This is a genomic window from Streptomyces sp. NPDC042201, from assembly GCF_055582185.1.
The window spans coordinates 30647-52112 of record NZ_JBVJDS010000017.1 but is presented as its reverse complement, the minus strand read 5'-3'; the positions used below and the strand labels follow the sequence as shown (position 1 = coordinate 52112).

The 21466-nt window shown below is 69.4% G+C and carries 23 protein-coding genes; 15 read left to right on the top strand and 8 right to left on the bottom strand.

The features are described from left to right. Positions 1 to 7: 7 nt before the first annotated feature. Both ACZ6MZ_RS31125 and ACZ6MZ_RS31120 read right to left on the bottom strand, forming a co-directional pair. Positions 8 to 490, bottom strand: a complete 483-nt coding sequence (locus ACZ6MZ_RS31125) for a nucleoside deaminase (protein ID WP_469355766.1) — start codon at positions 488 to 490, stop codon at positions 8 to 10. A gap of 17 nt (positions 491 to 507) precedes the next feature. Next, positions 508 to 996 carry a PLD nuclease N-terminal domain-containing protein gene (locus ACZ6MZ_RS31120; protein ID WP_389785974.1) on the bottom strand — a complete coding sequence of 163 codons (489 nt, stop codon included), beginning with the start codon at positions 994 to 996 and terminating at the stop codon, positions 508 to 510. Between the two features lie 86 nt (positions 997 to 1082). Here ACZ6MZ_RS31120 and ACZ6MZ_RS31115 point away from each other — a divergent pair, with 86 nt between their 5' ends. Together ACZ6MZ_RS31115 and mqnP are read left to right on the top strand one after the other, a co-directional pair. Next, positions 1083 to 2534 carry a menaquinone biosynthesis decarboxylase gene (locus tag ACZ6MZ_RS31115; RefSeq protein WP_384185891.1) on the top strand — a complete coding sequence of 484 codons (1452 nt, stop codon included), beginning with the start codon at positions 1083 to 1085 and terminating at the stop codon, positions 2532 to 2534. Continuing rightward, a complete protein-coding gene (gene mqnP, locus ACZ6MZ_RS31110; RefSeq protein WP_389676214.1) occupies positions 2531 to 3433 on the top strand; it encodes a menaquinone biosynthesis prenyltransferase MqnP in 903 nt (300 codons plus the stop codon). The genes ACZ6MZ_RS31115 and mqnP overlap by 4 nt, the downstream gene beginning before the upstream one ends. A 42-nt stretch (positions 3434 to 3475) precedes the next feature. Here the strand turns inward: mqnP and ACZ6MZ_RS31105 are convergent, their stop codons facing one another. After that, the gene (locus ACZ6MZ_RS31105) at positions 3476 to 4081 is read right to left on the bottom strand and encodes a rhomboid family intramembrane serine protease (RefSeq protein WP_469355763.1); all 606 of its coding nucleotides are present in this window, start codon (positions 4079 to 4081) and stop codon (positions 3476 to 3478) included. A 147-nt stretch (positions 4082 to 4228) separates the two neighbouring features. Between ACZ6MZ_RS31105 and ACZ6MZ_RS31100 the strand changes: the two genes are divergently transcribed. Continuing rightward, positions 4229 to 4978 (top strand): UbiX family flavin prenyltransferase, encoded by a 750-nt coding sequence (locus tag ACZ6MZ_RS31100; RefSeq protein WP_469355761.1) that lies wholly within the window; start codon positions 4229 to 4231, stop codon positions 4976 to 4978. A 45-nt stretch (positions 4979 to 5023) separates the two neighbouring features. Here the strand turns inward: ACZ6MZ_RS31100 and ACZ6MZ_RS31095 are convergent, their stop codons facing one another. Continuing rightward, on the bottom strand, positions 5024 to 5194 hold the full coding sequence (locus ACZ6MZ_RS31095) for a hypothetical protein (protein WP_469355861.1): 171 nt from the start codon (positions 5192 to 5194) through the stop codon (positions 5024 to 5026). A 99-nt stretch (positions 5195 to 5293) separates the two neighbouring features. Here ACZ6MZ_RS31095 and ACZ6MZ_RS31090 point away from each other — a divergent pair, with 99 nt between their 5' ends. The 6 genes from ACZ6MZ_RS31090 to ACZ6MZ_RS31065 all read left to right on the top strand — a co-directional run bounded on the left by ACZ6MZ_RS31090 (position 5294) and on the right by ACZ6MZ_RS31065 (position 11856). Then, positions 5294 to 5746 carry an Lrp/AsnC family transcriptional regulator gene (locus ACZ6MZ_RS31090; protein WP_384185880.1) on the top strand — a complete coding sequence of 151 codons (453 nt, stop codon included), beginning with the start codon at positions 5294 to 5296 and terminating at the stop codon, positions 5744 to 5746. A gap of 159 nt (positions 5747 to 5905) precedes the next feature. Further along, positions 5906 to 7069 (top strand): aminofutalosine synthase MqnE, encoded by a 1164-nt coding sequence (gene mqnE, locus ACZ6MZ_RS31085; RefSeq protein WP_384185877.1) that lies wholly within the window; start codon positions 5906 to 5908, stop codon positions 7067 to 7069. 9 nt (positions 7070 to 7078) lie between these two features. Further along, the gene (locus ACZ6MZ_RS31080) at positions 7079 to 7609 is read left to right on the top strand and encodes a GNAT family N-acetyltransferase (RefSeq protein WP_384185875.1); all 531 of its coding nucleotides are present in this window, start codon (positions 7079 to 7081) and stop codon (positions 7607 to 7609) included. Between the two features lie 66 nt (positions 7610 to 7675). Further along, the gene (locus ACZ6MZ_RS31075) at positions 7676 to 7972 is read left to right on the top strand and encodes a DUF4229 domain-containing protein (protein WP_384185872.1); all 297 of its coding nucleotides are present in this window, start codon (positions 7676 to 7678) and stop codon (positions 7970 to 7972) included. 395 nt (positions 7973 to 8367) lie between these two features. Continuing rightward, positions 8368 to 9726, top strand: a complete 1359-nt coding sequence (locus ACZ6MZ_RS31070) for a dicarboxylate/amino acid:cation symporter (protein ID WP_469355757.1) — start codon at positions 8368 to 8370, stop codon at positions 9724 to 9726. Between the two features lie 180 nt (positions 9727 to 9906). After that, entirely contained in the window at positions 9907 to 11856 is a 1950-nt protein-coding gene (locus ACZ6MZ_RS31065; protein WP_469355755.1) for an AMP-dependent synthetase/ligase, read from the top strand. A 91-nt stretch (positions 11857 to 11947) separates the two neighbouring features. Here the strand turns inward: ACZ6MZ_RS31065 and ACZ6MZ_RS31060 are convergent, their stop codons facing one another. Further along, on the bottom strand, positions 11948 to 12151 hold the full coding sequence (locus ACZ6MZ_RS31060; RefSeq protein WP_017948713.1) for a cold-shock protein: 204 nt from the start codon (positions 12149 to 12151) through the stop codon (positions 11948 to 11950). A gap of 410 nt (positions 12152 to 12561) precedes the next feature. Here ACZ6MZ_RS31060 and ACZ6MZ_RS31055 point away from each other — a divergent pair, with 410 nt between their 5' ends. The 5 genes from ACZ6MZ_RS31055 (at position 12562) to ACZ6MZ_RS31035 (ending at position 17704) form a co-directional block, all read left to right on the top strand. After that, positions 12562 to 13374, top strand: a complete 813-nt coding sequence (locus ACZ6MZ_RS31055) for a menaquinone biosynthetic enzyme MqnA/MqnD family protein (RefSeq protein ID WP_469355854.1) — start codon at positions 12562 to 12564, stop codon at positions 13372 to 13374. A 71-nt stretch (positions 13375 to 13445) separates the two neighbouring features. Beyond that, entirely contained in the window at positions 13446 to 15065 is a 1620-nt protein-coding gene (locus ACZ6MZ_RS31050) for a serine/threonine-protein kinase (RefSeq protein WP_469355752.1), read from the top strand. Positions 15066 to 15193: 128 nt separating this feature from the next. After that, positions 15194 to 16408 (top strand): cyclic dehypoxanthinyl futalosine synthase, encoded by a 1215-nt coding sequence (gene mqnC / locus ACZ6MZ_RS31045; protein WP_384185864.1) that lies wholly within the window; start codon positions 15194 to 15196, stop codon positions 16406 to 16408. A 7-nt stretch (positions 16409 to 16415) separates the two neighbouring features. After that, on the top strand, positions 16416 to 16979 hold the full coding sequence (locus ACZ6MZ_RS31040; protein WP_469355750.1) for a hypothetical protein: 564 nt from the start codon (positions 16416 to 16418) through the stop codon (positions 16977 to 16979). Positions 16980 to 17011: 32 nt separating this feature from the next. Beyond that, positions 17012 to 17704 (top strand): demethylmenaquinone methyltransferase, encoded by a 693-nt coding sequence (locus tag ACZ6MZ_RS31035; protein ID WP_389785960.1) that lies wholly within the window; start codon positions 17012 to 17014, stop codon positions 17702 to 17704. An 89-nt stretch (positions 17705 to 17793) separates the two neighbouring features. On the opposite strand, the gene ACZ6MZ_RS31030 is transcribed toward ACZ6MZ_RS31035, so the two are convergent. After that, positions 17794 to 18303: a GNAT family N-acetyltransferase gene (locus ACZ6MZ_RS31030; RefSeq protein ID WP_469355747.1), complete on the bottom strand. Its 510-nt coding sequence runs from the start codon at positions 18301 to 18303 to the stop codon at positions 17794 to 17796. A 107-nt stretch (positions 18304 to 18410) separates the two neighbouring features. Here ACZ6MZ_RS31030 and ACZ6MZ_RS31025 point away from each other — a divergent pair, with 107 nt between their 5' ends. Then, positions 18411 to 19697 (top strand): geranylgeranyl reductase family protein, encoded by a 1287-nt coding sequence (locus tag ACZ6MZ_RS31025; RefSeq protein WP_469355745.1) that lies wholly within the window; start codon positions 18411 to 18413, stop codon positions 19695 to 19697. A 28-nt stretch (positions 19698 to 19725) separates the two neighbouring features. Here ACZ6MZ_RS31025 and ACZ6MZ_RS31020 read toward each other — a convergent pair whose 3' ends face one another. Both ACZ6MZ_RS31020 and ACZ6MZ_RS31015 read right to left on the bottom strand, forming a co-directional pair. Further along, positions 19726 to 20277 carry a glycoside hydrolase family 25 protein gene (locus ACZ6MZ_RS31020; protein WP_469355743.1) on the bottom strand — a complete coding sequence of 184 codons (552 nt, stop codon included), beginning with the start codon at positions 20275 to 20277 and terminating at the stop codon, positions 19726 to 19728. A gap of 211 nt (positions 20278 to 20488) precedes the next feature. After that, the gene (locus ACZ6MZ_RS31015) at positions 20489 to 21322 is read right to left on the bottom strand and encodes a C40 family peptidase (protein ID WP_469355741.1); all 834 of its coding nucleotides are present in this window, start codon (positions 21320 to 21322) and stop codon (positions 20489 to 20491) included. Between the last annotated feature and the right edge of the window lie 144 nt (positions 21323 to 21466).

The window sequence follows — 21466 nt, the reverse complement described above, 5'->3', positions numbered from 1 at the left end:
GCCTCCGTCAGTCCTGGCCGATGTCCTCGTTCCACAGCTCCGGGCGGTCCGCGATGAAGGCCCGCATGAGGGCAGCGCACTCGGGGTCGTCGAGCAGCACGATCTCCACACCGTGCTCCGCCAGCCAGTCGTGACCGCCGTGGAAGGTCTCCGCCTCGCCGATCACCACCCGGGAGATCCCGAACTGCCTGACCAGGCCGCTGCAGTACCAGCACGGTGAGAGCGTCGTCACCATGGTCGTACCCCGGTACGAGCGCTGCCGCCCGGCCGCGCGGAAGGCGGACGTCTCGGCGTGCAGGGACGGATCACCGTCCTGGACACGGCGGTTGTGACCCCGGCCGAGCAGCGTCCCGTCCGCGCCGTACAGCGCCGCGCCGATCGGAATCCCGCCCTCGGCCAGCCCGGCCCGCGCCTCGGCGACGGCGGTCGCCAGCCATTCCCGTGCCCGTGCCGCGTCCAAGGGGAAGCGGTCCACGGGGAAGCGGTCCATGCGGCGGTCCCGGGGATTCAGGGCTTCGGCGGGGTGTCGTCCGCGGCGTCGCCGCCCTTCTCGCGGCGCTCGATCTCCTCTTCGCGCCGCCGCAGATCCGCTTCCCACTGCTCCAGATGAGAGGCCGCCTCCTGGTCGTCGCGCGGCGAGGCGGAGGGCGAGGAGGAAGGCGAGGCGGGCGGCGTGCCGGTGGGCGTGTCGCCCCGAACACCCTTGCCGTCGTCGCTCTTCCTGCCGGTTCCCTTGCTGTCCTTGTCCTCCTTGAGGGAGTTGAGGAAGTCCGGGTTGTCGTCGGGCGCGACCCATCCGCCGCGGCGCACCGCCGTCGTACGGTCCCGGCCCGCGATCAGCCAGGAGATGGAACCGACCAGCGGAAAGAGCAGCACCAGAATCGCCCAGATGGGCTTGGGGAGATAGCGGATCTCCTTCTCATCGGTGGTGATGCAGTCGATGAAGGCGTAGATGCTGAGAGCCAACGGCACCAGAATCATCAGCACCCGAAGCATGGAGGTCCCCCTGCATGTGGAGATCGAGGCCGGTTCAACGGCCCCCGTGACAAGTCCAGGGTAGCGAGTGGCCGATACTGGACCGCATGGCTTACGACGATCTCCGCTCACTCCTCCGGGCGCTGGAGCGCGAGGGTGACCTCAAGCGCATCAAGGCCGAAGTCGACCCGTATCTGGAGGTCGGGGAGATCGTCGACCGGGTCAACAAGGCCGGCGGGCCCGCGCTGCTCTTCGAGAATGTCAGGGGCTCCGCCATGCCGCTGGCCATGAATGTGTACGGCACCGACCGCCGGCTGCTCAAGGCGCTCGGCCTCACGTCGTACAGCGAGATCAGCGAGAAGATCGGCGGTCTGCTCAAGCCCGAGTTGCCACAGGGCTTCATGGGGATGCGCGAGGCCTTCGGGAAGCTCGGCGCGATGGCGCACGTACCGCCGAAGAAGATCAAGGACGCACCGGTCCAGGAGGTGGTCCTCACCGGGGACGACGTGGACCTCGACCAGCTGCCCGCGCTGTTCACCTGGCCGGAGGACGGCGGGTCCTTCTTCAACCTCGGTCTGACGCACACCAAGCACCCAGAGACTGGCGTCCGCAATCTCGGGCTCTACCGGCTCCAGCGCCATGACCGGCGCACCATCGGGATGCACTGGCAGATCCACAAGGACAGCCGCAACCACTACCAGGTGGCCGCGAAGCGCGGGGAACGGCTGCCGGTCGCCATCGCGTTCGGGTGTCCGCCGGCCGTGACGTACGCCTCCACCGCGCCGCTGCCCGGCGATATCGACGAGTACCTCTTCGCGGGCTTCGTACAGGGCCGGCGGATCGAGATGGTCGACTGCAAGACCGTGCCCCTTCAGGTGCCGGCCAACGCCGAGGTCGTCATCGAAGGGTGGCTGGAGCCGGGGAAGACGCTCCCCGAGGGCCCGTTCGGGGACCACACCGGCTTCTACACGCCGCAGGAGCCGTTCCCTGCGCTCACCATCGACTGCGTGACGATGCGGAAGCGGCCACTGCTCCAGTCGATCGTGGTCGGCAGGCCGCCGACGGAGGACGGACCGCTGGGACGGGCGACGGAACGGTTCTTCCTGCCGCTGCTGAAGATCATCGTGCCGGACATCGTGGACTACCACCTGCCGGAGTCGGGCGGCTTCCACAACTGTGCGATCGTCTCGATCGACAAGAAGTACCCGAAGCACGCGCAGAAGGTCATGCACGCCATCTGGGGCGCGCACATGATGTCGCTGACCAAGCTGATCGTGGTTGTCGACGCGGACTGCGATGTCCACGATCTGCACGAGGTGTCCTGGCGGGCGCTGGGCAACACCGACTACGCGCGTGACCTCACCGTCGTCGAGGGGCCGGTCGACCATCTCGACCACTCCTCCTACCAGCAGTTCTGGGGCGGCAAGGCGGGGATCGACGCGACGAGGAAGCTCCCCGAGGAGGGGTACACCCGGGACGGCGGCTGGCCGGAGATGGTCGAGTCCGACCCGGAGACGGCGGCGAAAGTCGACCGCCGGTGGAGGGAGTACGGGCTGTGACCAGCGCCGCCGCAGCAGTACCGCAGCCGGGCCGCACCAAGGCCTTCCTGCGGCTCGTGATGATCGAGCACTCGGTCTTCGCGCTGCCCTTCGCCTATATCGCCGCGCTCACCGCGATGTTCCAGGACGACGGGAACATCCACTGGGTCCGGCTGCTGCTGGTCACGATCGCCATGGTCGGGCTGCGTACGTTCGCGATGGCCTGCAACCGCATCATCGACCGCGAGATCGACGCCCGTAATCCGCGCACCGCCGGACGCGAGTTGGTGACGGGCGCGGTGTCGGTACGGTCCGCCTGGACGGGCGCGCTGGTCGCCGTTGTCGTCTTCCTCGCGGCCGCCGCGGCACTCAACCCGCTCTGTCTCGCCCTCGCACCCATCGCGGTGATCCCGATGGTGGTCTATCCGTACGGGAAGCGGTTCACCAACTTCCCGCACGCCATCCTCGGCCTCGCCCAGGCCATAGGCCCGGTCGGTGCCTGGATCGCGGTCACGGGGCAGTGGTCCTGGGACGCGGTGATCCTGGGTTTCGCCGTCGGGATCTGGATCGGCGGCTTCGATCTGATCTTCGCCTGCCAGGACGTCAAGGCGGACCGCGCGCACGGGGTGCTGTCCGTGCCGGCCCGCTTCGGCATCCCGGCCGCACTGTACGGAGCGCGCGCGTCCCATGTCGTGACCACGATCCTGCTCGTCTGGTACGCGCTGGCCACCGGCGCCGGGGTGTTCTTCTGGGCCGGGCTGGTGATCGTCGTGGGGGCCTTCCTCTACGAGCACACGATCGTGAAGCCGCACGATCTGTCCCGCCTCAACCGGGCGTTCTTCAGCGTGAACGGCTTCATCGGGATCGCGCTGTTCGCCTGCGCGCTGCTCGACCTCCTGGTGCGTGGCCTGACGGTCTGACAGTCCGGCCGTGGGCGGGGACCATCGGCCGGGTCGCCGCGGTCAGGGTATGAGCGCGGCCGCGGGCCGCTTCCTGCGGAAGAGGAACGCCGCGAGCACCCCGCCGATCAGTCCGAACAGATGGCCCTGCCAGCTGATGGCCGGGTTGGTGGGCAGGACGCCCCAGAGGGCGGAGCCGTAGACCGCGAGGACCAGCAGGCCGACCACGATGTCCACCGCGCTGCGGTTCGCGAAACCGCGGACCAGCAGATAGCCCAGCAGGCCGAAGACGACGCCCGAGGCGCCCGCCGTTATCGAGTGGTCGGCGGCGGTGAGCCAGACGCCGAGACCGCCGACGACCATGATCGTGAGGACCATGGCCGCGAAGCGGCGGACGCCGCTCAGCGCGGCGAGGAATCCGAGGATCAGCAGCGGCACGGTGTTGGACGCGAGATGGTCGAAGCCGTGGTGCAGGAAAGCCATCGGGATGACATCGCGCAGCTCGCCGAACCGCCGTGGGCTCAGCCCGTAGGTGTCGAGCGCGCCGGTCGCGGTGTTGACCACTTCCAGCACCCAGAGCAGCGCGACCCAGCCGGTCATCACGGCCGCGGCCGTCTTCACCCGGCCGGTCCTGCTCTGCGCCGTCGGGTTGACGGTCGGATACGACATCGAAGCCCCCTGCGGTCCGTGGCAGCACCTGGATGGACGTGCCGGAGCGGTACGCGGCAGCCGTGGCCGTCCACATGCTCCCGTGCGGGGAACGTCCGGGGCACGGTCGCCGGTTCCTGCCCGGGGCCGCCGGATAGGCTCGGACGCGTGAAGCCCGGACAGTACGCAGACCAGCAGAGCCCGCGACAGCCGCGGCGGCCCTGGGTCGTCGGTGTTTCCGGCGCCTCCGGGACGCCGTACGCCGCGGCCGTGCTGCGGGGGCTGCTGGACGCCGGTGAGAGCGTCGATCTCGTGGTCAGCCGGGCGTCGCGGCTGACCCTGCTCGACGAGACGGGGATCGCCTTCCGTGACGCGTACTGGCGGGACGATCTGCGTACCTGGCTGGCGCGGGGCGCGGACGGCAAGCCGGACACCTTCACCCCGCACCTGCCGGCGGCGGCGGATACGGCGGAGGCGGAGGATACGGGGGAGGGGACGGCGGACGTACGGCACTGGGGCGCCGGCGATCTGGCCGCCGGGCCGTCCTCGGGGTCGTATCCGGTCAAGGGGATGCTGATCGTGCCCGCGTCCACGGCGTGCGTGGCGGGGGTCGCGCTCGGTCTGTCGAAGGATCTGCTGCAACGGGCGGCGAGCGTGACGCTCAAGGAGCGGCGCCCGCTGGTGGTCGCGGTGCGGGAGACGCCGCTGAACGGGCAGACGCTCAAGCATCTGGTGACGCTGGACGAGGCGGGCGCCGTGGTGCTGCCCGCCTCTCCGGCGTTCTACGCGGGGGCGACGCACATCCAGGATCTGGTGGACTTCGTCGCGGGGCGGGTGCTGGACGCGGCGGGGGTGCCGCACCGGCTGTACCGCCGTTGGGAGGGAGAGTTGGGGGGCTCTCGCGGTGATGAGAGGTGACAGGCCTGACGGATGGGTCGGAACCCGCGCCGTCCGACGCGTTGGTCAGCGCTTCTTGGCGCGGCGCGCGGGTCGGTTGGCCTGGTCGACGCGCTGTGCGGCGGCCGGCTGGTGGGCACGCGAGCGGTTGGCCAGCTCCTGCAGCGAGCGCATATGGGCGTAGGCCATCTCGATCGTGTACACGGTGAAGTCCACTCCTGACAGTCGATGAATCATCGTTGATCGTTTGAAAGATTCGCAGGGCTTCAGCCCTGCATGCCTTAGATTCTACACGTAAACTTGCGAGATCGCTGAATAATGGAAGGCTTCAGGACTATGGACGCCGTGGATAGGCAGCTCATCCAGGCCCTCAGAGAGAACGGCAGGGCCTCGTACGCCGAACTCGGCCGGCTCGTCGGGCTCTCGGGGCCCAGCGTCACCGACCGCATCAACCGTCTCGAAGCGGCCGGCGTCATCACCGGCTACCGCGCCACGGTCGACTCGGCCTCGCTCGGCCTCGGGGTCACGGCGCTGATCGGCATCTCGCTCTCCGACGCCGCCGACCACGAGGACGTGGCCCGCCGGATGCGCGATCTCGGGGAGATCGAGGACTGCTGGTTCATCGCGGGCGACGACTCGTACATGCTCAAGGTGCGGGCGAGCGATGTGGACGGTCTGGAGAAGACGATCGGCCGGCTGAGCGGCACGAAGGGCGTCTCCCGGACCCGTACGACCATCGTGCTCTCCACCAAGTGGGAGGACCGGGTCGGGGAGTTGCCCGAGGAGTGATCGCCCGAGGAGTGATCTGAGTACTGCCCGAGGAGTGACGGGACCGCTCCCCGGGCGGCGGACCGGCGGCCGGCGGACCGGAGGGCCGCGTCGGTTCCGTCCGCCGGGGGGCGTAGGCTCGACAGGCCCGATTGGTAGACGTAGGGGAGGCGGCCGGATATGGACGCGGGGCTCAAGCGCGAGCTGGAGGAAAAGGTCCGGGCCGGGGAGCGGCTGTCCCGCGAGGACGGCATCGCCCTCTACGCTTCGGACGACCTGGCCTGGCTCGGCGGTCTCGCCCACGAGGTGCGGACGCGCAAGAACGGCGACGTCGTGCACTTCAACGTCAACCGTCATCTCAATATGACGAACGTGTGCACCGCGTCCTGCGCCTACTGCTCCTTCCAACGCAAGCCGGGCGAGAAGGACGCGTACACGATGCGCATCGAGGAGGCCGTCCGCCTCGCCAAGGCGATGGAGGGCGAGAGCCTCACCGAGCTGCACATCGTCAACGGCCTCCACCCGACGCTGCCGTGGCGCTACTACCCGCGCTCGCTCAGCGCGCTGAAGGAGGCCCTCCCGCAGGTCTCCCTCAAGGCGTTCACCGCCACCGAGATCCACCACTTCGAGACGATCTCGGGGCTGTCGGCCTCCGAGATCCTCGACGAGCTGATCGAGGCCGGTCTGGAATCGCTGACCGGCGGCGGCGCCGAGATCTTCGACTGGGAGGTCCGGCAGCACATCGTCGACCACAACACCCACTGGGAAGACTGGTCGCGCATCCACCGGCTCGCGCACGCGAAGGGGCTCAAGACCCCGGCGACGATGCTGTACGGGCATATCGAGGAGCCCCGCCACCGCGTCGACCACGTACTGCGGCTGCGTGAACTGCAGGACGAGACCGGCGGGTTCCAGGTCTTCATCCCGCTGCGCTACCAGCACGACTTCGTGGACATGAAGGACGGCAAGATCCGTAACCGCCTTCAGGCCCGTACGACGATGGCCACGGGCGCGGAGGCGCTGAAGACCTTCGCGGTCTCCCGGCTGCTCTTCGACAACGTCCCGCACGTCAAGGTGTTCTGGGTGATGCACGGCGTCCAGACCGCCCAACTCGCGCTGCAGCACGGCGCGGACGACATGGACGGCTCGGTCGTCGAGTACAAGATCACGCACGACGCGGACAACTACGGCACGCCCAACAAGCTCGGCCGTGACGATCTGCTCGACCTCATCCGCGACGCGGGCTTCCGGCCCGTGGAGCGGAACACCCGTTACGAGATCATCCGCGAGTACCCGGGGCCGGACGCCGGCCGCCGCGAGTCCCCGCAGCCGATGCGGGTCTGAGGATCCGGCGTGGCGCTCATATTCGAACTGGATCCGGCGGTGGACCGCGCCCTGAGCGACGGCATCGTCGCCCTCTGGGTGGACGTCTCCAACGCCGACGGCGCCGTCGGATTCGTACCGCCGGTGACGGCCGACGACATCCGGCCCGAGGTGATCAAGCACCTCGCGGCCATGGCCGACGGCCACTGCCGGCTGCTGGTCGGGTACGACGAGGAGGGCGCCGTCGCCGCGACGGCGTTCCTCACGTTCAACACCCACCGGCTGATGCGGCACTGGCTCTGGCTCTACACCGTGATGGTCCACCCCGGCCATCAGGGCCAGGGGTACGGCCGCGACCTCATGGCGGCGGCCGCGGAGGCCGCCTGCGGCTTCGAGGGCATCGAGGCGATCCGGCTCACCTGCCGCGGCGGCACGGGCGTGGACAGGTTCTATGCCTCGTGCGGCTACAAGGAGGTCGGGCGCGTGCCCGACGCGATCCGCGTCGCCCCGGGTGACGACCGCGACGACATCACGATGCTGCTCCCCCTTAATCAGTACTGAACGGGGCGTGCTTCACTGTTCGGGCACGCCAGGACATCTGAACGCCAGGAAGAGAGAAGGCCCGCTGTGACCGCTGCGAAGACGAGCGCCACCATCCGCTACACCGCGATGCGCCTCGGCATCTTCGCCGGCTGCTTCCTGGTCGTCGCCGGCCTGGTCCAGGTCGGCGCGCTGCCCAAGGGGCTCGGCGACTCCAACTTCATCTGGGTGCTGCTGCTCGCCATCGTCATCTCGGCGCCGCTCAGCTTTGTACTGCTGCGCAAGCAGCGCGACGAGATGTCCGCGCAGATCGTCACCAAGGTCGACGGCGCCAAGGCCAAGCTGGACGCCAACCGGTCCCAGGAGGACGGCGCCCTCGGGTGAGCGAGTCCCTGCTCCGTGCGGTAAGCGCCACGTAAGCTTCCTCACACCCTTGCCTTCGGTACGACACCCCAGCTCCGGAACTGTCCTTCCGGCGCTGGGGTGTTGTGTTTCCCAGGGCTTTCGCGCCCCGCGCCGTCCCTTCCTCCCCAAAGCGATGCTTTGAGCCTGTCAAAGGCCGAGTGTTAACGTGATTGCCATGAAGACAGCAGTGCGTCCCCGCCACGATGCGGGCATCCCGCTCGTGGCACGCCTGCATGTCGATCTCTGCCGCTGTATGTCCGCGGTCTGTTGCCGCGTGGTCTGACCCGGCATCATGCAGCGGCGCCTCCTCTGAAGCACGAGCGCCGCACCCCTGTCCCCGTATGCCCCCGATACGTCACGTCTGGAGTGTGTTCGTGTCCGCGAACTCCGCGCCCGCCACGACCGAGAAGCCGGCCGGTTCCGGCTCTTCCGGTTCCCGTATACCCAAGGTCCCGTTCTGGGCCCAGATCGTCGCCGGTCTGGTCCTCGGCGTCCTGCTCGGCTGGCTCGCCCGCAGCCAGGACATCGGCTGGCTGTACACCACGCTCGACAAGGTCGGCAGCATCTTCGTCCAGCTGCTGAAGCTGGCCGTCGCGCCGCTGGTCTTCTTCGCGATCCTGGTGTCGATCACCAACCTGCGCAAGGTCAACAACGCGGCCCGGCTGGCGTCCCGTACCCTGCTCTGGTTCATGATCACGTCCCTGATCGCGGTCGCCATCGGCCTGGCGATCGGCCTGATCACCAACCCGGGCGCGGGCACCGGCCTCACCCCGAAGGACGGCAAGGCCCCCGAGGGTTCCGGCTCCTGGATCGACTTCCTGACCGGCATCGTGCCGACCGACGTCATCACGCCGTTCACCGAACTGAACGTCCTGCAGATCGTCTTCATGGCCGCCGTCGCCGGTATCGCCGCGCTGAAGCTCGGTGAGAGGGCCAAGCCGATCCTCACGCTGAGCGAGGCCGTGCTCGAACTGCTCCAGAAGGCCCTGTGGTGGGTCATCCGGCTCGCCCCGATCGGCACGATCGGCCTCATCGGCTTCGCCATCGCCGACTACGGCTGGGACCTCATCGGCAAGTACGCGACCTTCACCGCGGATGTCTACATCGGCTGCGCGCTCGTCCTCTTCGGCGTCTACCCGCTGCTGCTCGCGACGGTCGCCAAGGTCAACCCGCTCCAGTTCTACAAGGGCGCCTGGCCCGCGATCCAGCTGGCCTTCGTCTCCCGCTCCTCCGTCGGCACGATGCCGGTCACCCAGCGGGTCACCGAACGCCTCGGCGTCCCGAAGGAGTACACCTCCTTCGCTGTGCCGTTCGGCGCGACGACCAAGATGGACGGCTGCGCCGCGATCTACCCGGCGCTGGCGGCGATCTTCATCGCGCAGATCTTCGACGTCCAGCTGGGCATCCAGGACTACCTGCTGATCGCCTTCGTCTCGGTCGTCGGCTCCGCGGCCACCGCCGGCCTCACCGGCGCGACGGTCATGCTGACCCTGACCCTCTCCACGCTGGGCCTCCCGCTGGAGGGCGTGGGCCTGCTGATGGCGATCGACCCGATCCTGGACATGATGCGTACGGCCACGAACGTCGCCGGCCAGGCGCTGGTGCCGGTCATCGTCGCGGCGCGGGAGAAGATCCTCGACCACGACAAGTACAACTCCGCCTCGGCTTCACCGGTGGACGACTTCGACAGCCGCGAGGCCGAGCCCAGGGCGAACGTGCCCGTCGCCGCCTGATCGTTCAGCCGCCTCGCACCGCAGCGCCCCCCGGTCTCACGACGGGGGGCGCCGGTCTCCGTCGGTCCGCAGGTCAGATGGTCACGGTCAGCGGGTGCTGTGCCGGTGACGTGCAGATAGCGGTCCGGCCACTGTCCTGATTCGCCGCACGGTCATAGCTTTTACCCTGTGTCCGCTGCCATGTCCGTCGATGCCCCGTCCGCCGACGCCTCGTCCGCCGATGTCCCCTCCGCCGATGTCCCGGCCCCGTCCCTCGTGCTGGTCGAGCCCGAGAAGGTATGGGTGGACGGGACGGTCCGGGAGGTCTCGGTACCGCCGCTCGTCCCGCCCGTCCGGCGCGGTTCACTCGCCGAGATCCCCTTCGACAACGCCCGCGAGGCCCCGGACGAGGCCGTCATCAGCCGCAAGGGGGCCGAGGGGCAGTGGCAGGACATCACGGCCGCCGCGTTCGCCGACGACGTCCGGGCCGTCGCCAAAGGGCTGATCGCGGAGGGGCTGCTCCCCGGCGACCGGCTCGCGATCATGGCCAATACGACCTACGAGTGGACCCTCCTCGACTTCGCGGCCTGGGCCGCGGGCCTGATCACCGTTCCCATCTACCCGACCTCCTCCGCCTTCCAGGCCCGCTGGATCCTCCAGGACTCGGGTGCGGTGGCGTGCGCCGTGGAGGATCTGCCACAGACGCGGCTCATCAGCGAGGAACGCAAGCAGCTGCCCGGTCTCACCCATCTGTGGACGTTCGACACGGGCGCCGTCGACATCCTGCGCCGCGCGGGCGCCCACCTCCCGGACGAGGCCGTCACCACGCGCCGCGCCGGCCTTACCCCGGAGTCCGCCGCCACTCTCATCTACACCTCGGGGACCACCGGACGCCCCAAGGGCTGCGTCCTCACCCACGCGAACTTCTTCGCGGAGGTGGACAACGCCATCGAGCTGCTCCACCCCGTCTTCAAGTCGGTGAGCAAGGAGCCCGCCTCCACGCTGCTGTTCCTGCCGCTCTCGCATGTCTTCGGGCGGATGGTCGCGATCGGCTGTCTGCGCGCGCGGGTACGGCTCGGACACGCGCCCTCGATCAAGACCAAGGACCTGATCCGGGACCTGGGGGCCTTTCGGCCGACGTTCCTGCTGGCCATCCCGTACGTCCTGGAAAAGGTCTACAACACCGGCCGCGCCACCGCCGAGAAGATGGGCCGCGCCTCGTCCTTCGACCGCGCGTCGAAGATCGCGAAGCTGTACGGGCAGGCCGTGGAGGCGGCGGAACACGGCACAGGACCTGGACCCTCCCTCGGGCTGCGGGCGGCTCGCGCGCTGTACGACCCGCTGGTCTACCGGCGTATCCGCGCCGCCCTCGGCGGCAAGGTGAAGTACGCGGTCTGCGGCGGCTCCCCGCTGGGGCGCCGGCTCGCCGCGTTCTACGCGGGGGCGGGCATCGAGATCTTCGAGGGGTACGGCATGACGGAGACGACGGCGTCGTCGACCGTCACCCCGCCGCTCAAGCCCCGGCTGGGCACGGTGGGCTGGCCGCTGCCGGGCACGGCGGTACGGATCGCCGACGACGGGGAGGTGCTGGTGCGCGGGGGCCAGCTGTTCGCGGGCTACTGGGACGCGCAGCGCGGCGAGGCGGTACGGGAGGCGGGGGCCGAGGACGGCTGGTTCGCGACGGGGGACCTGGGCGCGCTGGACGACGACGGCTATCTCACGATCACCGGCCGCAAGAAGGACATCATCATCACCTCGGGCGGCAAGAACGTCATCCCGTCCCCCTTGGAGGACTGGCTGCGCGCGCATCCGCTGATCAGCCAGTGCATGGTGCTGGGCGACAACCGTCCGTACATCACGGCCCTGATCACTCTCGAACAGGACGGCCTGGCCCACTGGCGGCAGATGAGGAACAAGCAGGACGTCCCGCTGGACGCGCTGGTCGAGGACGAGGATCTGCGCGGACCGCTCCAGCGCGCGATAGACGAGGCCAACCGGCTGGTCTCCCGCGCCGAGTCCATCCGCCGGTTCCGCGTCCTGACGGTGGACTTCACCGAGGCGGCCGGCCATCTGACGCCGTCCCTGAAGCTGAAGCGGGCGTCGATCGCGGAGGACTTCGCCGCGGAGATCGAGAGCTTGTACCCGAAGTGAGGCAGGAGCCCTGTTTTCCCCACCCGAGTGGGGGAAACAGGGCTCCTTGGGTACTGCTACTCACGTTGTTCGCGATCACCTGACCGGGCAACTAGGCCGGGGTGACGTTCTCCGCCTGGGGGCCCTTCGGACCCTGGGTGACGTCGAAGTTCACGACCTGGTTCTCCTCGAGGGAGCGGAAGCCGGTCGCGTTGATCGCGGAGTAGTGGACGAAGACATCCGGGCCGCCGCCGTCCTGGGCGATGAAGCCGAAGCCCTTTTCAGCGTTGAACCACTTGACGGTTCCGGTAGCCATAAGCCCTCCTTGGGCCAAAGGGTTGCCCTGCTCCAGAACCTGCAAAGAAGTCTGAAAACTACAAAAGCCTGCGGGTTACATGCTCCGCAGGCTCTGTACTGCAAGGGAAACCAAACTGCAACTTGCGGCGAGCCTAGCACGCAGCGTGTGCACAGCGATAGAGGGAAAGATCACTTCACCCGGACGTTTGACAGGGGTCCTGACGTGCTGACGAACCGTGCCCCGGGGCTGCCCACCGCACGCCGCGGGTCTAGCCTCGCGATGTGGACAGTCCAGTAGAAAACGCAGCGGCAGAAGCAGTAGAAGCGGGCGCGGCCAAGGCCGCCGGAGCCGGCGCACCGGCCGGAGCCGCCGGCGCCGATGGACCCGCCGGAGCCGGACAGAGCCGTAGCCGGCCCCGCGTCGGCCATATCCAGTTCCTGAACTGCCTTCCCCTTTATTGGGGGCTCGCCAGGACCGGAACCCTTCTCGATCTCGAACTGACGAAGGACACGCCGGAGAAGCTGAGTGAACAGCTGGTGCGGGGCGATCTGGATATCGCCCCCATCACCCTGGTCGAATTCCTCCGCAACGCCGATGAGCTTGTCGCATTCCCCGATCTCGCGGTCGGCTGCGACGGACCCGTCATGTCCTGCGTGATCGTTTCGCAGGTGCCGCTGGACCAGCTGGACGGTGCCCGGGTGGCCCTCGGCTCCACGTCCCGTACCTCGGTACGGCTGGCGCAGTTGCTGCTGAACGAGCAGTTCGCGGTCCGGCCGGACTACTACACCTGCCCGCCCGACCTCGGCCTGATGATGCAGGAGGCGGAGGCGGCCGTCCTGATCGGCGACGCCGCGCTGCGTGCCTCGCTGCACGACGCGCCCCGGCTCGGCCTCCAGGTGCATGACCTCGGGCTGATGTGGAAAAAGTGGACCGGGCTGCCGTTCGTCTTCGCGGTGTGGGCGGCGCGCAAGGACTATCTGGCGCGTGAGCCGGAGGTCGTACGGAAGGTGCACGAGGCGTTCCTCGCGTCCCGCGATCTCTCCCTGGAGGAGGTCACGCAGGTGGCGAAGCAGGCGGCGCGCTGGGAGTCCTTCGACGCGGAGCTGCTGGAGCGCTACTTCACGACGCTCGACTTCCGCTTCGGTCCCGACCAGCTGGCCGGCGTACGGGAGTTCGCGCTCAGGACCGGGCCGACGACAGGGTTCCCGGCCGATGTGAATGTCGAACTGCTCACGCCCTGACCCCCCCTGAGCCAACCGCCGCCCCTAGTCTGCTGGGTACAGGTCCACGGGACTTTTGAGGGGGACGGGGCATGCAGCCGCTGGGGGCGGGCGAGCCGACGGTCATAGGTCCTTACCGGCTGCTCGGACGTCTGGGGTCGGGCGGGATGGGCAGGGTCTATCTCGCCCGTTCGGAGGGCGGTCGTACGGTCGCGGTCAAGGTCGTCCATCCGCACTTCGCGACGGACGAGGAGTTCCGGGCCCGCTTCCGGCGCGAGGTGGACGCCGCGCGGCGGGTCGGCACGGGCGCGGCCGGGCACCGCTGGTCGGCGGCGGTGCTGGACGCCGATCCGGAGGCAGCCGTTCCGTGGGTGGCCACCGCTTATGTGTCGGGCCCCTCGCTGACCCAGGCGGTCGCGGCGCACGGGCCGCTGCCCGAGCATTCCGTACGGGCGCTGGGCGCCGGACTCGCGGAGGCCCTGGAGGCGGTTCATGGTCTCGGGCTCGTCCACCGGGACGTCAAACCGTCGAACGTACTGCTGGCCCTCGACGGGCCGCGGCTGATCGACTTCGGGATAGCCCGGGCCACGGACGGCACCGCCTCACTCACCTCGACCGGTGTCTCGGTCGGCTCGCCCGGCTATATGTCGCCCGAGCAGATCCTCGGCAAGAGCGTCACCGGCGCGGCCGATGTCTTCTCGCTGGGCGCGGTGCTCGCGTACGCCGTGTCGGGCGAGAGCCCCTTCCCGGGCGACTCCTCGGCCGCGCTGCTCTACAAGGTGGTGCACGAGGAGCCCGAACTGGGCGCCGTGCGGGGCGATCTGCGGGAACTGGTCGCGCACTGCCTCGCCAAGGATCCGTCCGCGCGCCCCGCTCCGCGGGAGGTCGCGCGCCGGCTCGCCCCCGACGGGGCCGGCCGGCTGGTGGCGGCGGGCTGGCTGCCGGGACCGCTGGTCGAGGAGGTCAGCAGGGCGGCGGTCCGGCTGCTGGACCTGGAGGCGGTGGCGCCCGTACGGACGGAGCCTGTGCCGTTCGATTCGCCCCCTGATCCGCGTACGTCCGGCAGGTCCGATGCGTCCGACCGCCGGATCGCCGTTTCGTTCACCGCAGACACCGGAACGGGCGACGCGGGCGACGCGGAAGGCACGGGCGGTACCGGCGCGGGCCGCCGTGGCCGCAAGGTGAGCTGCACGGTGGCCCTGGCGGTGACCGGCGCGCTGGCCGCGGTGATGGTGGGCAGCGTGTACCTCCTCGGCCTTGTGCCGGACGGCTCCAACGACTCCGCCAGCCAGGGGCCGCCCCGCCCCGCGTCCTCGGAGCCGGCGTCCGACGCGGGCTCGGCCGTCGACGTGCCGAAGGAGTTCATCGGCAGCTGGAAGGGGCCGACCAGCGAACGCAGCGGCGTCACGCACGGCGAATACACCGCCGTGTTCAGCGAGGGTGCGAAGGGCGAGGACGTGGTCCGTACGACGAGTTCCCTCTCCGTCCTCGGAGTCGAGGCGGAGTGCCACGGCGTGGGCACGCTCGTCTCGGGCACCTCGCGTCAGCTGCTTGTCGAAGAGCGGGTCGATCCGGACAAGCCCGGTACCGCCGGCGTATGTACGGGGGGTCGGGCCCAACTGACCTTCACGCTCACCGGTGACGACACCCTGCGCTTCGAGTCCGGCGAAGAGGCCGCCGGGACGCCGACGGGCACGCTCACCCGGCAGTGAACCAGGCGTGAACCGGACGGCGAACCAGGCGGTGAGCCCCGGCCTTGGACATGGCGCCCGCAGTGCGCCGCGATCCCTGGCGTACGCTGGATCGGTCGTTATAGCCCCCTTGGGAAGGACCCGCCCCGGTGACCGAGAAGGCCGACCTTACGTCCGTAGATGTCACTGGTGTCCTTGATCGTGCCGCCGCAGGTGAGCGCATCACCCCCGAGGAGGCGCTCGACCTGTACCGCTGGGCGCCGCTGCACGCGCTGGGCGCGGCCGCCGATACCGTACGCCGCCGCCGGTACGCCGGCACCGAGCACATCGCGACGTACATCATCGAGCGGAACATCAACTACACCAACGTCTGCGTGACGGCCTGCAAGTTCTGCGCCTTCTACGCCGCGCCCAAGGACACCGCCAAGGGCTGGAGCCGCGACCTCGACGACATCCTGCGCCGCTGCGCGGAGACCGTCGAGCTCGGCGGTACGCAGATCATGTTCCAGGGTGGCCACCACCCGGACTACGGCGTCGAGTACTACGAGCAGCACTTCGCGGCGATCAAGAAGGACTTCCCGCAGCTGGTCATCCACTCCCTCGGCGCCTCCGAGGTCGAGCACATGGCCCGGATCTCCAAGGTCTCCGTCGAGGAGGCGATCCAGCGCATCCACGCGGCCGGTCTCGACTCCTTCGCGGGCGCCGGCGCCGAGCTGCTGCCCGCGCGGCCGCGCAAGGCCATCGCGCCGCTCAAGGAGTCCGGCGAGCGCTGGCTGGAGATCATGGAGACGGCGCACGGACTGGGTGTCGAGTCCACGTCCACGATGCTCATGGGCACCGGCGAGACCAACGCCGAGCGCATCGAGCACCTGCGGATGATCCGCGACGTACAGGACCGGACGGGCGGCTTCCGCGCGTTCATCCCGTACACCTACCAGCCCGAGAACAACCATCTGAAGGGCCAGACGCAGGCCACGCTCTTCGAGTACCTGCGCCTGATCGCGCTCGCGCGTCTCTTCCTCGACAACGTCGCGCACATCCAGGGCTCCTGGCTGACCACGGGCAAGGAGGTCGGCCAGCTGTCGCTGCACTACGGCGCCGACGACCTCGGCTCGATCATGCTGGAGGAGAACGTGGTGTCCTCGGCCGGCGCCAAGCACCGCTCCAACCGCCTGGAGATCATCGACCTGATCCGCAAGGCGGGCCGTGTCCCGGCGCAGCGCGCCACGACGTACGAGCACCTCGTCGTGCACGACGACCCGGCGAACGACCCGGTCGACGACCGCGTGGTCTCGCACATCTCGTCGACGGCGATCGAGGGCGGTACGGCCCACCCGGAGCTGAAGCTGCTCAGCGCCAACTGACGCCGCCGTGCTGACGATCCACCGGCCGCTCGGGGTCCGGGTCACCGAGGACGCCGACCCGGACCTCGGGCACGCGGTGGTCGTCGAGGGAAGAAGTCTCGCCGCCGTCGGCCCGTACGAGGAGCTGTTCGCCGCGTACGGCGAGCGCGCCCGGGTCCGGGAGTGGGACGGCGTCCTGACCCCCGGGCGGTACGAACGCGACGGCGCGGCCCTGCTGGAGGCCGCCTACTGGCCCGACCCGCGCGAGGCCGACGCACTCGGCACCGAGCCGCTGACCGGTGACGCCCTCGCCGCCCTGGACATGACCGACACCCGCTGGGGCGCGAGCGCCCGGCGCGGGGTGCAGCGGCTGCTCGCACGGGGCACGGTGCTGATCGCGGGCCCCTTCGACCGGGCCCCGGTCCGCGCGGCCGTCGAACGGTCCGGCATCCGCTGGTATCCGGCGCCGCCGCCCGCCGTACCCACCCGGGCCCTGATCCGCGCCCGGCCCGCGGACTTCGCGGTCTTCGCGGCGGACGGCCGGTGCCTGGCCACGGCGCTCGACGGACGGCTCGTACACCGGCGGGCGTAGGGACATCGGAGCCGTACTGCTTGAATGGACGGGTGACCCGAGCATCCCTGGACAAGCAGCCGCACGAAGTCGCCTCGATGTTCGACGACGTGGCGGCGAACTACGACCTCACCAACGATGTGCTCTCGCTGGGCCAGGCCAGGCTGTGGCGCAAGGAGGTCGCCAAGGCCGTGAACGCGCGCCCGGCGGAGAAGGTCCTCGACCTGGCCGCGGGCACCGCGACCTCCTCGCTGCCGTTCGCCGCGACCGGCGCGTACGTCGTGCCGTGCGACTTCTCCCAGGGCATGCTGCGGGAGGGCAAGAAGCGGCACCCGTGGATGCCGTTCACGACGGGGGACGCGACGAGGCTGCCGTTCGCCGACGAGGTCTTCGACGCGGTGACGATCTCCTTCGGCCTGCGCAATGTGCACGACACGGATCTCGCGCTGCGCGAGCTGTACCGCGTGACGAAGCCGGGCGGCCGGGTCGTGATCTGCGAGTTCTCGCATCCGACATGGGCGCCGTTCAGGACCGTCTACACGGAGTATCTGATGCGGGCGCTGCCGCCGACCGCGCGTGCCGTGTCCTCCAACCCCGACGCGTACGTCTATCTCGCCGAGTCGATCCGCGCCTGGCCGGACCAGCCCGCCCTCGCGGCGCGGCTGCAAGGGGCGGGCTGGTCCAAGGTGGCATGGCGGAATCTGACGGGCGGGGTCGTGGCGCTGCACCGGGGCGTACGGGACTGAACCGGAAGACCCGGCCGAGGGATTGAGCCGACGGGTTGATCCGGCGGGTTGAGCCGACGGGTTGATCCGGCGGCTTCAGCGGCGTCGGCTCACAGCTCCAGCCGGAAGCAGTACGCCTCCTGCTTGGACACCGGCGTCGTGTACGTCTCCACCAGCTCCATCCCCAGCCGCCGCGTCACCGCGACCGAGCGCGTGTTGCGGGAGTTGACCATGGCCACGACCCGGCCGACGCCCGCCGCGCGTACCCGCTCCAGGGTGGCCCGCGCGGCGGCCGTGGCGTAACCACGTCCCCAGTGCGCCCGGCCCAGCCGCCAGCCGATCTCGATCTCGCCGACCGGACCGAACGACTCGTGCGGCCAGGGCTGGGCGCCGGTGAAGCCGATGACCTCGTCGTTCTCGTCGAGCATCGTCCAGAAGCAGAACCCGCGCTCCGCGTCGTGTCTACGCTGACGGGCGGTCAGCTCCTCGTACACCGACAGTTCCGCCGACTCCCCGCCGTGGAACTCCATCACGTCGGGGTCGTCGAAGGCCCGGTGCCAGGCGAGTGCGTCCTCATCCGTGGGGACGCGGAGCTGGACCACGGGGAGCGGCTCGGTCATGTTCTTCACGAAGGTGGCCCTTCACTGGAGGTGTCAGTACGCACCCATAGACTGCACATGCCCAGTGCCGTTCGGTACGCAATTTCGAGTCTTCGGGAGAACCCGCTGTGACCGAGCCCCTCTCCGAAAACAGCGCAGATGTGATCGTCGTCGGTGCGGGCCCGGCCGGCTCGACGACCGCGTACTACCTCGCCAAGGCGGGCCTGGACGTCCTGTTGCTGGAGAAGACGGCGTTCCCGCGCGAGAAGGTCTGCGGCGACGGTCTCACGCCGCGTGCCACCAAGCAGCTGGTGTCGATGGGCATCGACATCTCCGAAGAGGCCGGCTGGCTGCGCAACAAGGGCCTGCGGATCATCGGCGGCGGCGTCCGGCTCCAGCTGGACTGGCCGGATCTCGCCAGCTATCCGGACTACGGACTGGTGCGCAAGCGCGACGACTTCGACGAACAACTCGCGAGGCAGGCGCAGAAGGCCGGAGCCCGGCTGCACGAGCGGTGCAACGTCGGCGCCCCGATCACCGACGAGCGCACCGGCCGGATCACCGGCGTGCACGCCAAGCTGGGCGAGGAGAAGACCCCGGTCACCTTCCACGCGCCGCTCGTCGTCGCCGCCGACGGCAACTCGACGCGGCTGTCGCTCGCCATGGGGCTGCACCGGCGCGAGGACCGGCCGATGGGTGTGGCGGTCCGTACGTACTTCACCTCGCCCCGCCACGACGACGACTATCTGGAGTCCTGGCTGGAGCTGTGGGACCGGCGCGGCCCCGGCGAGGACCGGCTGCTGCCCGGCTACGGCTGGATCTTCGGCATGGGCGACGGCACGTCCAACGTCGGCCTGGGCATCCTCAACTCCTCCTCCGCCTACAAGGAGCTGGACTGGCGCGAGGTGCTCAAGGCCTGGTGCGCCTCGATGCCGGAGGACTGGGGCTACACCCCGGAGAACATGACGATGCCGATCCGCGGCGCGGCGCTGCCGATGGCGTTCAACCGCCAGCCGCACTACACCAAGGGCCTGCTGCTGGTCGGTGACGCGGGCGGCCTGGTCAACCCGTTCAACGGCGAGGGCATCGCGTACGCGATGGAGTCGGGCCAGATCGCCGCGGATGTCATCGTCCAGGCGCACGCCCGCGCCACCCCGGCGCAGCGCGAACTGGCCCTGCACCACTACCCGAAGATCCTCAAGGACACCTACGGCGGTTATTACACGCTGGGCCGCGCGTTCGTGAAGCTCATCGGCAACCCGAAGGTCATGAAGATCGCGACGCAGCGCGGTCTGACGCATCCGCTGCTCATGAAGTTCACGCTGAAGATGCTGGCGAACCTGACGGACCCGACCGGCGGCGACGCGATGGACCGCATCATCAACGGCCTGTCGAAGGTGGCCCCGAAGGCCTGAGCGACCGTCGGGGCAAGCAGGACACCCCTCAGCCGACGCGGGCCCACTTCCGCAGTGCGGCGCGGTCGGCGAACGCGCCGAGGTTCGTGTCGACGGGAGTGTCGGTGTACTGGTGGAACGTCCACGTGGCCTTGATCCGGGGCTTTCCCGCGGTCACGTAGTCCGCGATCCACAGGGCGTCGCCCGCGTCGCTGGTGGTGTCGCGGTTCAGCCAGAAGTACTGACCGCAGTACAGCCCCACCCGGTGGGTGGCGCCGCGCAGGCGCTTCACCTGCGCCAAGAAGTTGTCCTTCTCGGCGCAGGAGACCCCGGTGTCCTCCCAGTCGGCGAACAGGGGGTCGCCCTCGATGCTGGCGCACTCCTCGACGAAGTACGCGGCCTGCGCCTTCATGTCACCGGGGCGGAGAAAGTGGTAGAAACCGACCACCAGCCCGGCGGCGCGGGCGTGCTGGGCCTGCGCGGTCATGCGCGGGTTGATGTAGGACGTCCCTTCGGTGGCCTTGACGAATACGAAGTCGAGGCCGGCCGTGCCGTAGGTAGAGCTCTGGTATGACGAGACGTCGATGCCTTTGATGCTCATGGGTGGTGCCTCCTGGGCTCGAAGAACGCCCCTGGTGCGATGTACTTCAAGTCATTACTACCCACTGGCGGTTGGCTCCGCCCGTCATCCGGTGTCCGGGTACGGCGAAGGCCCGCATCCCCCCGAGCGGGGTGCGGGCCTTCGCCGTATTCGTACGGTGCTACAGCTACAGGTACTACATCTACGGCTACTTCAGCGGGACGCCGACGTGTCAGAGGACGCGGACCGCGCCGCTCGGCGGATCCCAGTCCAGGGACTTCTGCACCACGCCGGTGCTGGGGTTCTGCGCACCGATGAACTGGCCGCCACCCACGTAGATACCCGTGTGGTACGCGCTGCCCGCGCCGCCCCAGTAGAGGATGTCGCCCGGCTGGAGGTTCGACAGGGAGACCTGGGTGCCGGCCGTGGACTGGTCGCCCGAGACGCGGGGGAGGTCGACGCCGATCTGGCGGTACGCCGCCTGGACGAGCCCGGAGCAGTCCCAGGCGTTGGGGCCGGTGGAGCCCATCACGTACGCGTCGCCGAGCTGGGCCTGGACGAACGCCAGGACGGCGGCAGCGGAGCCGGTGGCCTGCGAGGCGGACGCGGAGGCGGAGCTCGACCCCGAGTCGGAGCCCGAGCTCGTGGAGGCCGCGGCGAGCGTCGTGCGCGCGGCGGAGCGGGACGCGCGCTCGGTGGCGGCTGCCTCGGCGCGTGCGGCCTCCTCGGCCTTCTTCTTGGCCTCGGCCTTGCGCTGCGCCTCGGCCTTGGCCTTCTTGGCGATCTCGGCGGCCTTGGTGGCGGCGGCGTCTTCCTGGGCGCGCAGCTCCAGGGTGAACGCGACCTGCTGGGTGGCGTCCGCGGACTGCGCGATGCTGCCGGCGAGCCCAGAGGTGAGCGTCGGCATTTCGATGGTCTCGGTCACCGGTTCGGCGTTGGCCGGTCCGGCGGCACCGGCCACCGCGATGGTGCTGAGGACGCCACCGGCAACTCCGGCGCGAAGGGCGACTCTCGACGCGCTGCGGCGGGGCTTCCGGTGGCTGGGTATGTGAGCGGTGTGGGACATAAGAACTACGGCTATCAGGCGGGACCTGGTTCCCGTCAAGCAACGTGTGTTGCGCCACAGTTACGTTCGGAACCTGTTAATCCGCTTACGGTCGGGCTTTATTGACGCCGTAACGGGCGAAACGGACATGGGTGATCACGGCTG

Bases quoted from the DNA above. Each gene is read 5' to 3' on its own strand.
- ACZ6MZ_RS31125 (WP_469355766.1), bottom strand. From the start codon at position 490: ATGGACCGCTTCCCCGTGGACCGCTTCCCCTTGGACGCGGCACGGGCA.
- ACZ6MZ_RS31120 (WP_389785974.1), bottom strand. From the start codon at position 996: ATGCTTCGGGTGCTGATGATTCTGGTGCCGTTGGCTCTCAGCATCTAC.
- ACZ6MZ_RS31115 (WP_384185891.1), top strand. From the start codon at position 1,083: ATGGCTTACGACGATCTCCGCTCACTCCTCCGGGCGCTGGAGCGCGAG.
- ACZ6MZ_RS31105 (WP_469355763.1), bottom strand. From the start codon at position 4,081: ATGTCGTATCCGACCGTCAACCCGACGGCGCAGAGCAGGACCGGCCGG.
- ACZ6MZ_RS31095 (WP_469355861.1), bottom strand. From the start codon at position 5,194: ATGATTCATCGACTGTCAGGAGTGGACTTCACCGTGTACACGATCGAG.
- ACZ6MZ_RS31090 (WP_384185880.1), top strand. From the start codon at position 5,294: ATGGACGCCGTGGATAGGCAGCTCATCCAGGCCCTCAGAGAGAACGGC.
- mqnE (WP_384185877.1), top strand. From the start codon at position 5,906: ATGGACGCGGGGCTCAAGCGCGAGCTGGAGGAAAAGGTCCGGGCCGGG.
- ACZ6MZ_RS31065 (WP_469355755.1), top strand. From the start codon at position 9,907: ATGTCCGTCGATGCCCCGTCCGCCGACGCCTCGTCCGCCGATGTCCCC.
- ACZ6MZ_RS31060 (WP_017948713.1), bottom strand. From the start codon at position 12,151: ATGGCTACCGGAACCGTCAAGTGGTTCAACGCTGAAAAGGGCTTCGGC.
- ACZ6MZ_RS31050 (WP_469355752.1), top strand. From the start codon at position 13,446: ATGCAGCCGCTGGGGGCGGGCGAGCCGACGGTCATAGGTCCTTACCGG.
- ACZ6MZ_RS31030 (WP_469355747.1), bottom strand. From the start codon at position 18,303: ATGACCGAGCCGCTCCCCGTGGTCCAGCTCCGCGTCCCCACGGATGAG.
- ACZ6MZ_RS31020 (WP_469355743.1), bottom strand. From the start codon at position 20,277: ATGAGCATCAAAGGCATCGACGTCTCGTCATACCAGAGCTCTACCTAC.
- ACZ6MZ_RS31015 (WP_469355741.1), bottom strand. From the start codon at position 21,322: ATGTCCCACACCGCTCACATACCCAGCCACCGGAAGCCCCGCCGCAGC.